At 41.6% G+C, this 13,703-nt stretch carries 13 protein-coding genes; 4 read left to right on the forward strand and 9 right to left on the reverse strand.

All coding sequences use genetic code 11. The annotated features are described in order from the left end of the window. Position 1: 1 nt before the first annotated feature. The 3 genes from CHA01nite_RS14295 to CHA01nite_RS14305 all read right to left on the reverse strand — a co-directional run bounded on the left by CHA01nite_RS14295 (position 2) and on the right by CHA01nite_RS14305 (position 2,387). Positions 2 to 232 (reverse strand): hypothetical protein, encoded by a 231-nt coding sequence (locus CHA01nite_RS14295; protein ID WP_146942520.1) that lies wholly within the window; start codon positions 230 to 232, stop codon positions 2 to 4. Between the two features lie 193 nt (positions 233 to 425). Further along, positions 426 to 1,448 carry a ferrochelatase gene (gene hemH / locus CHA01nite_RS14300; RefSeq protein ID WP_373869028.1) on the reverse strand — a complete coding sequence of 341 codons (1,023 nt, stop codon included), beginning with the start codon at positions 1,446 to 1,448 and terminating at the stop codon, positions 426 to 428. A 60-nt stretch (positions 1,449 to 1,508) separates the two neighbouring features. Further along, entirely contained in the window at positions 1,509 to 2,387 is an 879-nt protein-coding gene (locus CHA01nite_RS14305) for a NifU family protein (RefSeq protein ID WP_146942524.1), read from the reverse strand. A gap of 157 nt (positions 2,388 to 2,544) precedes the next feature. Between CHA01nite_RS14305 and CHA01nite_RS14310 the strand changes: the two genes are divergently transcribed. After that, the gene (locus CHA01nite_RS14310; RefSeq protein WP_146942526.1) at positions 2,545 to 3,087 is read left to right on the forward strand and encodes a gamma carbonic anhydrase family protein; all 543 of its coding nucleotides are present in this window, start codon (positions 2,545 to 2,547) and stop codon (positions 3,085 to 3,087) included. A gap of 449 nt (positions 3,088 to 3,536) precedes the next feature. Here the strand turns inward: CHA01nite_RS14310 and CHA01nite_RS14315 are convergent, their stop codons facing one another. After that, complete coding sequence (locus CHA01nite_RS14315; RefSeq protein ID WP_146942528.1) at positions 3,537 to 3,977, reverse strand: hypothetical protein; 441 nt, start codon at positions 3,975 to 3,977, stop codon at positions 3,537 to 3,539. A gap of 81 nt (positions 3,978 to 4,058) precedes the next feature. On the opposite strand from CHA01nite_RS14315, the gene CHA01nite_RS14320 reads away from it, so the two are divergent. Continuing rightward, the gene (locus CHA01nite_RS14320) at positions 4,059 to 6,185 is read left to right on the forward strand and encodes a helix-turn-helix domain-containing protein (RefSeq protein ID WP_146942529.1); all 2,127 of its coding nucleotides are present in this window, start codon (positions 4,059 to 4,061) and stop codon (positions 6,183 to 6,185) included. Positions 6,186 to 6,248: 63 nt separating this feature from the next. Here CHA01nite_RS14320 and CHA01nite_RS14325 read toward each other — a convergent pair whose 3' ends face one another. Genes CHA01nite_RS14325 through CHA01nite_RS14335 form a run of 3 tightly spaced genes read right to left on the reverse strand, consistent with a single transcriptional unit; the run spans position 6,249 to position 8,213 of the window. Next, positions 6,249 to 6,995, reverse strand: a complete 747-nt coding sequence (locus tag CHA01nite_RS14325) for a hypothetical protein (RefSeq protein ID WP_146942531.1) — start codon at positions 6,993 to 6,995, stop codon at positions 6,249 to 6,251. An 11-nt stretch (positions 6,996 to 7,006) separates the two neighbouring features. Next, positions 7,007 to 7,696, reverse strand: coding sequence for an exonuclease/endonuclease/phosphatase family protein (locus CHA01nite_RS14330; protein WP_146942533.1), 690 nt, complete (start codon positions 7,694 to 7,696; stop codon positions 7,007 to 7,009). Between the two features lie 10 nt (positions 7,697 to 7,706). Next, positions 7,707 to 8,213, reverse strand: coding sequence for a hypothetical protein (locus tag CHA01nite_RS14335; protein WP_146942535.1), 507 nt, complete (start codon positions 8,211 to 8,213; stop codon positions 7,707 to 7,709). Between the two features lie 190 nt (positions 8,214 to 8,403). On the opposite strand from CHA01nite_RS14335, the gene CHA01nite_RS14340 reads away from it, so the two are divergent. Beyond that, a complete protein-coding gene (locus tag CHA01nite_RS14340; protein WP_146942537.1) occupies positions 8,404 to 9,408 on the forward strand; it encodes an LLM class flavin-dependent oxidoreductase in 1,005 nt (334 codons plus the stop codon). Positions 9,409 to 9,477: 69 nt separating this feature from the next. After that, positions 9,478 to 10,599 (forward strand): 3,4-dihydroxy-2-butanone-4-phosphate synthase, encoded by a 1,122-nt coding sequence (gene ribB, locus CHA01nite_RS14345; RefSeq protein ID WP_146942539.1) that lies wholly within the window; start codon positions 9,478 to 9,480, stop codon positions 10,597 to 10,599. A gap of 120 nt (positions 10,600 to 10,719) precedes the next feature. On the opposite strand, the gene fmt is transcribed toward ribB, so the two are convergent. Together fmt and CHA01nite_RS14355 are read right to left on the reverse strand one after the other, a co-directional pair. Further along, positions 10,720 to 11,667: a methionyl-tRNA formyltransferase gene (gene fmt, locus CHA01nite_RS14350; RefSeq protein ID WP_146942541.1), complete on the reverse strand. Its 948-nt coding sequence runs from the start codon at positions 11,665 to 11,667 to the stop codon at positions 10,720 to 10,722. 87 nt (positions 11,668 to 11,754) lie between these two features. Next, positions 11,755 to 13,656, reverse strand: coding sequence for a RecQ family ATP-dependent DNA helicase (locus tag CHA01nite_RS14355; RefSeq protein ID WP_146942543.1), 1,902 nt, complete (start codon positions 13,654 to 13,656; stop codon positions 11,755 to 11,757). Positions 13,657 to 13,703 lie beyond the last annotated feature (47 nt).

Raw genomic sequence — 13,703 nt, forward strand, 5'->3', positions numbered from 1 at the left:
ACTAAGCACAATATTTTTTCAGCTCCGTGATGTTTTTGTAGAAATCCAGTTTGGTAGCAGGATTTTCACGATGAAACTGAATACGGTATAGAATTTCATCCAGGTGAAACCGGGAAATGGCCGTTGATGTTTCTGTTTCAAAGCTTTCGATCATTCGTGCAAAGGCTTCAAGGGTTTCAGGATTGAAATTTTCAATTTTACTTTTCAGGATTTCGGCAGTTGCATTCATCATTTTCAATTTTTAAAGGGTGATGATTTCATTTTGATGGGGTAAAGGTAATAAAAATATTTAATTTTTATAAATTTAATTGAAAATAATAGGGGTGTATTTAAAATTTAATTTATTTTAAATTAAAATGATTTGAATTTAAGGGGGTGTTGTTTGAAATTGAAAAAAAATAACCTCCAAGGTAGGAGGTTATGGTTTATACTAAATAAAATTCATTAAGTTTTTCTTCACAGAGGGTCTTTACTACCTGGATCCAACGGTCTTCATCGTTCAGGCAAGGAATATAATGGAAGGTTTCTCCCCCGGCATGGGTAAACTGATGCTTTCCTTCCACAGAAATCTCTTCCAGTGTTTCCAGGCAGTCCGATACGAAAGCCGGACAAACAATGGCTAAGTTTTTTACCCCTTTTCCCGGAATGGTTTCCAGGGTCTCGTCAGTATAAGGTTCGATCCATTTATCTTTCCCTAACCTCGACTGAAACGAAACGATGGTTTTCTCCTTCGGAATATTGAGTTTTTCAATCACCTTATTGGTGGTTGTAAAACACTGGTGGCGGTAACAGAACTTGTGGCTGGGATTGCTCTCTCTCGAACAGCAGTCGTTCAGGTTACAGGTTTTTGTAGGATCGGTTTTATAGATATGCCTTTCCGGAACCCCGTGGTATGAAAACTGTAAAGCGTCGAAATTTTCAGGAAGTTTTTCCTTAATGCTTTCCGAAAGACAATTGATGTAAATCTCCCGGTCGTAGAAAGGCTGGATGTAATTGATCTTTACTTTCGGGAATTTCTCTTTCCGTACTTCCTCCGCTTTTTCAATAACCGTTTCCGTCGTACTCATCGCATACTGCGGATACAAAGGAAAAAGGACGATTTCCGACACGCCCTGGTCTACCAGCTTCCGGATTCCCGCTTCAATGCTGGGCTGCGCATACCTCATCCCGATTTCCACCGGTACATCAACGATCTGCTGCAGCTTCTTTTGGATTTTCTGGGTAATCACGATCAGGGGCGAACCTTCATCCGTCCATACCGTTTTATAGGCCTCCGCCGATTTTTTGGGTCTTGTTTTCAGAATAATCCCCTGTACCAGCAGGGCACGGAAGAACCAGCGGTAGTCGATTACCCGCTCATCCATCAGGAATTCGTCCAGATACTCTTTTACATCTTCTACTGCCGTTGACCTTGGTGATCCCAGGTTTACTAATAAAATTCCTTTCATAATAATAAGTAATGGGCAATGGGTAATAAGCTATAAACATATTACCCATCGTCTGTGTTTTTATCCGTTTACGGCTTCCACTCTTTCTACAAGATCGGGTACGAACTGCTTTAAAATGTTTTCAATTCCCCCCTTCAGTGTAGCTGTTGAGCTGGGGCATCCTGAGCAGGCGCCCTGTAAAAGCATTTTTGCAGTTTTGTTTTCTTTGTCGTATTCCATCAGGGAAATTTTTCCGCCGTCATTTTCCACCGCCGGAGCCACATATTCATTTAAAATATCGGAAATTTTCTGCTCATCGTCGGTGTAATCCCTGTTGATGATTTTCTCCACCGGGTTTTCATGCTTCTGGGCTTCGATGTTCGAAATTTCGCCACCATTCTGCAGATACTCTGCGATCAGTGCACGGACGGCCATCATCACCTCATGCCACTCCACGGAATTATCCCTCGTTACAGCCACAAAATTATCGGAGATGAAAACTTCCTTGGCAAAATCAAATTCTTTGAAAATGGCCAGGGCCAATGGGATGCCTTCCGCACCTTCCCTTGATTTTACTTCTACAAAACCTTCAAGCAGCAATTTATTGGAAACAAACTTCATCACATTCGGATTCGGGGTCATTTCCGCATAGATCTGATACAGCTCTTTTTTCTTCTGAAGATAGATTCTCGGGTTGGCCAGCAGTTCGTCTTCAATAACGTTTTTCAGGCTTTCCGCTACATGTTCCCATTCGATGGTATCCTGTTTGGCCACAGCCACAAAATTGGCGGTGATAAATATCTTTTCAACAAAAGGATAATTGAAAAGCTCCTGTGCCAGGGGAATTTCTGAAACATCTGAAGTCCGGTCGAGCTCCAAAGATCCGGGGATCAGGTTATAATCCGCCACAAATTTCATCACTTTCGGGTTTTCGGTAGGCTCTATAAGTATAGTACGCATTTTTTCTTTAAATTTGAGATACAAAAATACGCAATTAGAAATTAGAAGGCAGGTATCGGAAGTTAGATTTTTGCTATCGGCATCATTTAAAAGGCCAGGTCGCAGGAGAAAACTAATTTCCGAATTAATACATTTATCAAATTTTCAAATTAAACATATGGCACTGATCAAAGAACTTTTAGGAAAATCACCGCAGATAGGAGAGAATACATTTTTAGCAGAAACGGCTACCATTATCGGTGATGTTACGATGGGAAGCGACTGCAGCATCTGGTACAATGCGGTCATCCGCGGCGATGTGCATTACATCAGAATGGGAAACAAAGTGAATGTTCAGGATAACGCTATGCTGCACTGTACCTACCAGAAGCATCCGCTGAATATCGGGAATAACGTTTCCATCGGCCACAATGCCATTGTTCACGGCTGTACCATCAAAGACAACGTTCTGATCGGAATGGGTTCCATCGTCATGGACGATTGCCTGGTGGAGGAAAATTCAATCGTAGGCGCCGGTTCCGTAGTAACCCAGGGAACGCATATCAAATCCGGGGAAGTCTGGGGCGGCGTTCCGGCACGGAAAATCAAAGACATCAACTCCCAGCTGCTGGAAGGGGAAGTCAACCGGATTGCAGACAATTACGTAAAATATTCTTCCTGGTATAAGGAAAACGTGAAAGAAATGAATGGTAAATGGTGAATGGTGAATGGTGAATTTTGCTTCGCAAATGAACCTTCGTTGAACCCTGAGATTAACTACTGCAAAATATTCCGTAGGCATATGATCTGTGTAGTAGCCGAAAATCGAATAATTTCTTAGCGCGCCGTAGGTGTGCTGTCTGTAGTACTGAAGATAAAACTCCTACGGAGTTCTGGTATTGGTTTATACATTAATACTACACAGATATTGCTCCTCCGGAGCAAATGAATGTGGCGGTTAACGGTAATTTTATATAAATTGAAATTGACTATTGATGGTAAGATGTGAATAGTGATTAGTCAATTTTGTCTTGCAAGTAAATTGTTAAACATAATCAATTGACCATTGATCCTGAAGGAACCGACCGTTCACAAAAAAGCATTGCTCTATCCGGCAATGCTTTTTTCCTTAGCGAAAAAATCCTGTAGGAATTTATATAAATTAGTGTGTTACGGGTTGATCAGTTCGGCTTTTCCGTTGATGCACTTGATTCCGGTAGGTTCATTCACCATCATGCAATCAGAGATAACTCCGTATTTCTGGTTGAATGCTTTTACTTTTTCCGTATAATCCTTGATCCTTTCCAGAATACTGGTTTCCATTTTTTTCGGATAGGCAATATAAAGCTGAGGGCCGCCGCATGCTTTGGCTCCCATCGGTGCAAAGGCCCATTCTCCGGCGCTCGTACATTTTTCTCTGGTCACTTCCGATTCGATGGAGGCTCTCAATTGGTCCAGCTGTGCCTGTTCATATTTCTGGCTGCTTTCATCCTTCGGCCGTTCCGAAATGTCTTTCGGAAGATGGGCATCCACCTCTCTTGCAGAGCCACAGGAAACAAATAGAGCAAAACCCAGGAGAACAGCGGAAACGCACGGGATCGTTTTTAACATAATAACTTAATCTGGTTCAAAATTTTCAAAACTTATGCCAAGGTAAGGTTTTTAGGATTCATTTCCGTAATTTTGACGGCGATGAACAATCATTTTTTTGACTTAATAGAGCACACCAACCGAAGCGTATTTTTAACCGGAAAAGCAGGAACGGGAAAAACAACTTTCCTTAATGATTTTGTAAAACGCACCCGGAAAAAACACATTGTCGTTGCCCCGACCGGGATCGCCGCGATCAATGCAGGCGGCGTTACCATCCATTCGATGTTCGGGCTTCCGCTGAGAACCTTTTTGCCGACCACCGAACGGATCGACACCAGTATGGCCAACAACATTGCCGACCTGATGCCGCATTTCAAGTACCGGAAAGATAAACTGAAGCTTCTCCGCGAAGTGGAAATCATCATCATCGATGAGGTTTCGATGCTGAGGGCCGATGTCCTGGACATGATGGATTTCTCCCTGAGGTTCATCCGCAGGAACAACCAGCGTTTCGGTGGGGTACAGATGCTCTTTATCGGCGATCTGTATCAGCTTCCGCCGGTGGTGCGGGATGAGCATATCTTAAAAATGTATTACCAGTCCCCGTTCTTTTTTGACAGCCACGCCATCAAGGAAATTCCGCTGGTTACCATTGAGCTGACGAAGGTTTACCGGCAGTCCGACGAGGATTTCCTGGCGATCTTAAATGCGATCCGGGACGGTGACGTAGCCAATATCGATTTTGAAAAGCTGAACGAAAGATACGATCCCGGTTTCAGCTCAGAAGATGAACCTTACGTTTACCTGTGTTCACACAATAAAATGGCGGATGATATCAACCAGGAGAAGCTGGAAGAAATCAAAGTAACGGCCAAGACCTATGAAGCCAAGCTGTTCGGGGAATTCAGGGAAAACCAGTTTCCAAACGAGCAGTTCCTCGACCTCAAGATCGGTGCCCAGATCATGTTTATCCGGAACGATATTTCCGGGGAAAAGCGGTATTTCAACGGCAAGCTGGGTGAAATTTCCGCGCTGGATGAAAATGAAATCAAAGTCATCCTCGACGGAAGCGAAAGGGAAATTACCGTAAAACGGGAAGTCTGGGAACAGAAAAAATACTTCCTGGATACCGATAAAAATATCAAGGAAGAAGTATTGGGAAGCTTCGAGCAGTTTCCGATCAAGCTGGCCTGGGCGGTAACTATCCATAAAAGCCAGGGGCTTACGTTCGACCGGGTGATCATTGATGCCGGAAAAAGCTTTACCGCCGGACAGGTGTATGTTGCCCTTTCGCGCTGCCGGACCCTGGAAGGGATTGTCCTAAAATCCAGAATTACGCCGGAAGTTATTTTTAAAGATAACCGGATCCTGTCGTTCCACAGCGATACGGTGGCCAATGATAAAGTGGAAGCCATCCTCAATAACGAAAAATACGACTACAGCATCAAAAAAGTCCTTCGTACACTGGATTGCCTGTGGTTTTTAAATGAAGTGGAGGAGTGGAATAAGCTATCGGTGGCTACCAAGAGCATCGATCAGGTAAAAGCCAACCAGCTTTATCTTCAGCTGAAGCATGAAATTGTAAACCTGGGAAAAATCTACGAAAAGCTGCAACGGGTGATTTCCCAGAAGGTTAACAATTTTATTGAACAGAAAGAAGAATGGTCGGAGATTGAAAGCAAGACCAAAGGTGCCGTTAATTTCTTTTTTACCGGGATCCGGGATAAAGTCTTTAGTCCGCTGAAGGATTTTTATGCGGAGATCAAAGGAACCAAAGGACTGAAGCAGTACAATGAAGAATTCCGGGTGTGGCTGGAAGATATCGAGGAATACCTGAACAGCCTGAAGGATATCCATTTGCTGGAGACCAAATTGCTGGATGAAAAGAATAACCAGGAAGTAAGCATGAAGATTGCCAAAGTTCCGTCCCAGGTTCTTACGTTCCAGCTGTTTGAGCAGGGAAAAACCATTGCGGAAATCGCTCTGGAAAGAGGCCTGGTAAAAGAAACGGTAATCGGGCACCTGGCCAAATTTGCCGAACAGGGCCTGCTGGATATTTCAAGGGTGATCACCTCGGATAAGATCAAAGCTTTTGAAGAAGTTTTCTACAAAGATCCGAAAGAAACTTTAACGGAATGGAAAAATGCGCTCCCAAGCCATTTTGAGTTTAATGAAATCAGGATTCTGATTAATCACTTTACATATCTGAAGGAGAAGAATCAATAAAACATTTCTGCTTCTTTTATTGACTCATTGAATTTTAAACGATTATTTCCGGACTCGTAAAGGTTAATAATCCAGGATCACCACCCTGTTCTGCCGGGTGATTTTTTGATGCATCATAATGGATGTTGAAAAAAAGGTTGAGGCATAATAAATCGTCTGTGCATCCGGCCCGCTGTTATCGTTTATGAAACTTTTTTTAAGATATAGGAACTCTTCTTCGACAATGTTTTGAAATTTTTCATCTTCTGAAAATTTCAGGCGGATCTCTTCATATATTTTTCTTTCGGAATCCGTAAAATCATTCTCTGTATATGCATCACCGTCAATTCCGCTGTCTACTATTTTCCGGGTAAGCAGGATCATATAGGCATTAAACCCTGAAAAGTCTTCTGCAGAGATATTGACTCCGCAATCTGACTCGCCGAGGTCTTCAACCGGATAATGATGGGTATAATTTCCATACTGGAACATGTAGCCCGCACATACGGTGGTCGTAGGAAGCTCATACAGCAGTGTTATTCCGTAATCTTCAATATCCTTTCCCGGAACAGGAGTGGGGTAAATAATTTCGTTACTGAGAAAAAGCATGAGCTCCAGGAAATTATCAGGGTTGACGTAATTGATGTCTTCAGAAATAACAAGGGCAAGCTGATCTGCTGAAGTGTTCAATACTGATCCATATTCTTTTTCTCTTTCATTTAAAAACTGAATAAAGGATTGTTCCGTTAAAACCTGATTACTGATAAAAGGAAGTAAATTTTGCTTTGCTTTTTCCTTGTTAAAAATATAAATTTCAGTATTTCGTCCCATTGATTTTGTGATTATAAAATGGAAATAAAAATCCCCTGATGATCGCTGATCATGTTTTTCTCCGCAAAAATTCCGGTTTCAACCGTATAGCCTGTAAAACTTTCAGGAACTACAATGTGATCAATGTTTTGCTCGATTTCTAAAGTTATAGTTTTTAATTTTAAATCCAGAAAAAGATTCTTCAGGGATTCCGATATTCCGGAACTGATGGATAATCTTTCTTCCCCTGTTTTAAAGGAAGTATTGAAATCACCGACAAGAAAGAGGTTGGGGTTCTCTGCGTAAATCCGTTTGCAATCCGAGATGGTATTGCGCAATTCATTATCCGCAAAAGGCTGGCGCTTAAACCAGGTTCCGATAATGGTGCAGTAAAAAACGATATTCCCAAATGCCGTTTCAAACTCCAAAGCAAGATTGGTTTTGTCATCCGTCACCGGATATTTTTTCGAGCAGGGAATTTTAGAATAGAGTATCGTTCGGAAAGCTTTTTCACCTTTCAGGTATTCCGTATAGTTGAGGTTTTCATAGACCGTGTTTTCCGGGATGGGCGAGCAGGGATATTTATAGGGAAACGTGCAGAGATCCAGATCGATGGCTTCGGTCAGAATAAGGAAATCGAAATCAAACCCATTCAGGAATGCTGGGGTTTTCTGGGGATTCTTTTTCCTGGCCCAGTCGATGTTCAAGGTGGCGATTTTCAAGCAGGGTAGTTTATTTCTTTAGTTTCTCAAAGTCATATAAAGTAATGAAATCAATTTTATGACCCCATATTTCATTTATTTTTGCATTGGGGAAAATCCCGGAAATTGAAGTGTTTTCAAATTCATTTTTGAAATAATATTTTATATCTGCCTTGTAGATTAAAGGTGTTTTTACATTGCTTTTTAATGATAAAAGAGATTTCCATTCTTTATCTTCTTTTCCATCGTTGTAGTAAGCACCTGTAAAAAAAATCTCAATCGTATTTTCTTTTATATCTTTTGAAAAAATATTTTTCTTTTTACTTAATGGATAATAGTCTTTGTAAGGTTCCATACTTAAAACACGATATTCGTATGTATTGCCATTTTCTTTTAGTTCCAAAACTACTTTGGAACCTAATGGAAACGTGAATGTTCCGTATTGAGTTGGAAATTTAGCAGGAATATTGAAATTTTTCTGGGAAAGAATTTTCCCTGCAAAAATTAAAAATATAAGTAAAAGGAATCTTTTTTTCATGGTTATATTCTAAGTCGAAATACACATCAAATATACAATAATGAAATTACTACAGAAAGAGATTATAGATTGCCGAATTAGCTAATAGCTTTTCCCTTTCCATCACCATTAATCCTATCAATTACAAAAAGTAACTAATGCGTTTTATTAGCCTTATCTTTGTTCAGTTTTTGAAACTAAAATAGATCGTATGAAAAATTTTGAAATATCAGTATTGGATCTTGCGCCGGTAAAACAGGGGAAAACGGTTCATGATACGTTTCAGGACAGCCTGTCTCTGGCCAGCCATGCTGAAAGTTTGGATTATAAAAGGTTCTGGCTTGCCGAACACCACAATATGGAAAGTATTGCCAGTTCGGCCACTTCGGTACTGATCGGCTTTATTGCCAACGGAACCAAAAAAATAAGAGTCGGATCGGGAGGGATCATGCTTCCGAATCACAGCTCCTTAGTTATTGCGGAACAGTTCGGAACCTTGGAATCCCTTTTCCCGGGAAGGATTGATCTCGGTTTGGGCAGAGCTCCCGGAACGGACGGTCTGACGGCCCAGGCACTGGGAAGAAATCCCGCGAATATCAATGAAAAGTTTCCGAGGCAGATCCTGGAATTACAGAAATACTTCTCCAAAGAAAATTCAAATGCTTTGGTGCGTGCCATTCCCGGAGAGGGGCTGGATATTCCGCTGTATATTCTCGGGTCGAGTACCGACAGTGCTTTTCTGGCAGCAGAATTAGGACTTCCGTATGCTTTTGCGGGACACTTTGCACCGGAACAGATGGACATGGCATTCAATATTTACAGGGAACATTTCGAGCCGTCCAAATACCTGGATCAGCCTTATATTATGGCCTGCATCAACGGGGTAGCCGCAGAGACTTCTGAAGAAGCGCATAAAATGTCCACAACATTATTCCAGGCGTTCATCAATATCATCCGGAACGACAGAAAGCCGTTTGCCCCGCCGGTGGATAATATGGACGACATCTGGTCGCCGATGGAAAGATCAATGGTGCTGCAGAAGCTGCGGTATACCCTGATCGGGGATCAGTCTGAAATTGAAGAGCAGCTGAAAAGCTTCCAGGAAAAGTTCAGTGTGGATGAGCTGATAATCAATTCCCATATCTACGACCATCAGAAAAGGCTGGCATCTTATCATATTTTCAGAAAAGCAAAAAACGCTGTATCCGGCGAATAATAAAGAGTTTATATTAATTGGAAGATGCCTGTTTTTATAAGTATCTTTGTGAAAATTTAAAAAGTAAAAATGTCTGATATTAAGTTAAATACTATTCCTGAGGCCATCGAAGACCTTAAAAATGGTAAGATAATCATAGTAGTAGATGATGAGGACAGAGAAAACGAAGGTGATTTTCTTTGTGCTGCCGAACTGACGACTCCGGAAATTATCAATTTCATGGCACTTCACGGAAGAGGGCTGATCTGTATGCCGCTTCCTGAAAAACGATGTGATGAACTGGGCCTTGAAGTGATGGTAAGCCGAAGCAGCGATCCGAAGGAAACCGCTTTTACGGTTTCGGTTGACTTGCTGGGCAACGGAACCTCTACCGGAATTTCAGCAGCCGACCGGGCGAAAACTATTCTTGCTTTAATGGATGAAAATTCCAAACCGACCGATTTTATGAGACCGGGACATATTTTCCCGCTTCGCGCAAGAAAGGGAGGTGTTCTCAAAAGAGCAGGACATACCGAAGCAGCCATCGATTTAACGTGTCTGGCCGGTCTTAAAGAGGGCGGCGTGATCTGTGAGATTATGAACGAAGACGGATCCATGTCGCGTCTTCCGGAACTCTATGCTCTGGCGCAGAAACATGATATGAAGATCGTTTCCATCGAAGACCTGATCCATTATCAGCTTAAAAAAGGAAACCTGATTGACAGGCTGGAAGAAAGAAAGGTAAAAACGGCTTACGGCGATTTCGATTTCTATGCGTTCAGGGAAACTTCCAACGATCAGATCCATTTTGCTTTAACAAAAGGAAGCTGGACGGTAAACGAACCGGTATTGGTAAGGGTACAGTCTTCTGATTCCTATTTTGATGTACTGACCAGACTGAATAACGGTGAAAAGCCTTTGCTTGAAAAAGTAACCGGTATGGTGAATGAAGCAGGAAAAGGGGCTATTATTTTTATCAACAACGTTTCCAATTCTGAAAATACGCTGAAAAAATTACAGCAGTTCCTGAACTATCAGGACGGACAGCAACAGCATCCGACCCTTGCGTTTAATTACAGGGACTACGGAATCGGTACACAGATCCTGAAGAATCTAGGAATCAATAAATTTAAAGTCATCACCCAGAATCCGAATATTAAACCTCAGGTTGGAGGATATGATGTTGAGGTAACGGAAATGGTGCAGCTATAAAGTGAATGGTGAATAGTGAATTCGCAATGCTTGTCAATTTTTCTATTGATTTTAAAATTGACCATTCACTTGCGGAGCAAAATTGACCATTGACTTACAAATAAAATGGCTTGATGAAGATCAAGCCATTTTTATTTGTTCAAAGCTCCTGAAGCCGTTCAGGAAATCTTTGATGTTCATTCTTTTTTTGCCTTCCAACTGCAGCTCTTCAGGAAAATAGATTCCGTCTGCAGTATAGATTTTAAACTCATTCTTTGAAATCTCAAGGATTCCGGCCGGTTTCCCATGTTCTGAAATTTCAAATCTGCCTCCGAAAATTTTCAGCCCTTTTTCTTCCTCTCCAATTTTTAATGTCGTAAAGGCAGCCGGATAAGGCGACATTCCCAGGATAAACTGATGGATTTCTTTTGAAGGTCTTGTCCAGTCGATTCTGGTATCTTCCTTAAAGATTTTAAAGGCATTTTTTGGATGCTCTACCTGCGGCTGAGGTTGTTCAACGATTGAATTTTCTGCAAGTCCGTTCAGGGTTTTTACCACCAGCCTCGCTCCCATTTCCATAAGCCGGTCATGAAGGCTTCCTGCATTTTCATCAGGTAAAATGGTGAGTTCTTCCTGCAGCAGGATATTTCCTTCATCAATTTTTTCATTGATAAAAAACGTCGTGGCTCCGGATTTTTCTTCACCGTTGATAATGGCATAATTAATCGGTGCTGCACCCCTGTAATCAGGAAGAAGGGAGGCATGAAGGTTGAAGGTTCCCATTTTAGGCATCTCAAACAAAACCTTCGGCATCATCCGGAAGGCAACAACTACGAATACATCAGCATCCAGCTTTCTCAACGCTTCCAGAAATTCAGGATTTCTCAGTTTTTCAGGCTGAAAAACCGGAAGATTGTTTTCTACGGCAAAAACTTTTACCGGCGACTGGTTGATCTTCTGTCCGCGTCCGCTTGCTTTATCCGCAACCGTTACGACACCGACAACTTTATGATGCGACTGATGAATGGCTTCCAGAGACGTTTTCGCAAACTCCGGAGTTCCTAAAAATACGACTTTCAATGATTTCATGCTGCAAAGATAAGCTCTTTACGAAAAGTTTAAAAATTTAAAAAATATTGTTAACAATTACACATTGCCCATTGCTCATTTCATAATTTATGCAATTGCGTACGTTCTGAAGTTCAGCATCTTTATTTTCCCGGTATCCAGAAGGAAAATCAGGTTTTCAAGAATATTTTCCTTTGAATGAAAGCTCAGCTGGATGGAAAGTTCCTCGATGGTTGCCGGTCTTTTAACCAAAAGATTCAGGATCTGATTGGAAATATTTTTTCCGAAAATGGATTGTTTGTTTTTTTCACAAACCGAACACTGGCCGCAATTTCTGGCATTCTTCTCACCGAAGTAGCTCAGGATCAGCTTCATTTTACAGTACTGGCTGTCTTCCAGGAAAAACTTCATTTCTTCCCACTTCTGGATCTTATTTTTTTGAATGTGCTCAAAAAGCTTCCAGTAGACCGAGCTGTTCAATCTTTCGTCCCTCGGCTTTAAAAATTTAACACTCGATAATGCCCCGTCAATATATTCTACATAACCTTTCTGCTGAAGTTCTTTCAGCCGCTCTTTAATGAGTTCGGTGCTTACCCCGATTTTCCCGCTCACCTGTTGTTCGCTGAACATCACTTTATGGGTCGTTACTCCGGAAATGGAACGGAGCATCAATTCCAGGAAATAAGCATCTTTCTTCGGGATCTGGTCGATTTCATCCGCTTCCATCATGAGCTGTAAAGAAGAGAGGCTTTTATGATCGTTAAAATAAATAATTTCCTGATTATGGAGAAAACCCAGCACATTCCTGATTTTTGCATTCGACAGCCGGGTGAAATTCTGGATACCGTTGATGTTTAAAGGAAAAACCCTTTCCGGAAGCTCAAATTCAGCCACCTGAAAAACAGAATAAAGATAACTGATGATTTTCAGGAATTCCGCTTTATTCGGGATCTGGTTTTTCAGGATCTGGTCAAAGTTCAGAAGTTCCTGCTTATTCCACAGCAGAAAAGCAAAACTTTCTTTCCCGTCTCTTCCGGATCTCCCGATTTCCTGGTAATAGTTTTCAATAGATGGAGCAGGGGAGTAGTGGATCACAAAACGGACATTGTCCTTATCGATTCCCATCCCGAAAGCATTGGTGGAAATAAGTACATGATTATCGCTGGTGTTCCAGACATGCTGGCGGGTATTTTTTTCTTTTGTAGTAAGGCCCGCATGAAAGAAATCAACATGGGTTAACTGATTTTTACGCAGAAATTCGCTCAGTTGCTCAGCTTCCCGCCTCGTTCTTACATAAACGATTCCGGATTCATTGGTAAACTTCAGAATGTCGTAAACCTTCTGGAATTTGTCTGAAATCTCTTCCGTAAAAATTTTTATATTGTCTCTTTTAAAACTTTTCTGAAAAACCTTGGGGTCTTCCAGTCCGAGTTTCAGCTTTATTTCGTCAAGTACCTTCGGGGTTGCTGTTGCCGTTAGTGCCAGACAATGGATTTCAGGATTGTTTTTCCTGAATTCTTTTATATTCTGATAGCTGGGCCGGAAATCCTGTCCCCATTCCGAAATACAGTGGGCTTCATCTACGGCGATAAAAGAGAGGGTAATTTCTTCAATATGCTGGATAAACTGTTTGTTCGTAATCCGCTCCGGAGAAATATAGAGTATTTTCGTCAGGCCTTCCTTACAACGCTCGTAAATGGTTTCCGCATCGTATTCATCAAGTTCCGAAGATAAATATTCTGCTTCTATTCCACGGGCCTTCAGTTGATTTACCTGGTCTTTCATCAGGGCCAGCAGCGGTGAAATCACGAGGCAGGTCCCTTCCCTGAGCAGGGCAGGAAGCTGATAGCATAAAGACTTTCCGGCACCTGTCGGCAGCAGCACCAACGTATCTTTTGCATTGATTACCGAATCAATGATAGCTTCCTGGGCGTCACGGAAATGATCATAACCCCAAAAATGCTTTAGTGTCTTAAACTTCAGCTCCTGAAAATCTTGCTGGGAAATCATGGGATAAAAATACTAAAAGTAATATAATAAAAAAAGCCACGCATTGC

Source organism: Chryseobacterium hagamense, from assembly GCF_007991455.1.
In the GTDB taxonomy this organism is placed as follows: domain Bacteria; phylum Bacteroidota; class Bacteroidia; order Flavobacteriales; family Weeksellaceae; genus Chryseobacterium; species Chryseobacterium hagamense.

Excerpts from the sequence above, each read along its gene's own strand:
- CHA01nite_RS14320 (WP_146942529.1), top strand. The coding sequence starts at position 4,059 with ATGAACAATCATTTTTTTGACTTAATAGAGCACACCAACCGAAGCGTA.
- fmt (WP_146942541.1), bottom strand. The coding sequence starts at position 11,667 with ATGAAATCATTGAAAGTCGTATTTTTAGGAACTCCGGAGTTTGCGAAA.
- CHA01nite_RS14355 (WP_146942543.1), bottom strand. The coding sequence starts at position 13,656 with ATGATTTCCCAGCAAGATTTTCAGGAGCTGAAGTTTAAGACACTAAAG.
- CHA01nite_RS14340 (WP_146942537.1), top strand. The coding sequence starts at position 8,404 with ATGAAAAATTTTGAAATATCAGTATTGGATCTTGCGCCGGTAAAACAG.
- ribB (WP_146942539.1), top strand. The coding sequence starts at position 9,478 with ATGTCTGATATTAAGTTAAATACTATTCCTGAGGCCATCGAAGACCTT.
- hemH (WP_373869028.1), bottom strand. The coding sequence starts at position 1,448 with ATGAAAGGAATTTTATTAGTAAACCTGGGATCACCAAGGTCAACGGCA.
- CHA01nite_RS14310 (WP_146942526.1), top strand. The coding sequence starts at position 2,545 with ATGGCACTGATCAAAGAACTTTTAGGAAAATCACCGCAGATAGGAGAG.
- CHA01nite_RS14315 (WP_146942528.1), bottom strand. The coding sequence starts at position 3,977 with ATGTTAAAAACGATCCCGTGCGTTTCCGCTGTTCTCCTGGGTTTTGCT.
- CHA01nite_RS14325 (WP_146942531.1), bottom strand. The coding sequence starts at position 6,995 with ATGGGACGAAATACTGAAATTTATATTTTTAACAAGGAAAAAGCAAAG.
- CHA01nite_RS14335 (WP_146942535.1), bottom strand. The coding sequence starts at position 8,213 with ATGAAAAAAAGATTCCTTTTACTTATATTTTTAATTTTTGCAGGGAAA.
- CHA01nite_RS14295 (WP_146942520.1), bottom strand. The coding sequence starts at position 232 with ATGATGAATGCAACTGCCGAAATCCTGAAAAGTAAAATTGAAAATTTC.
- CHA01nite_RS14305 (WP_146942524.1), bottom strand. The coding sequence starts at position 2,387 with ATGCGTACTATACTTATAGAGCCTACCGAAAACCCGAAAGTGATGAAA.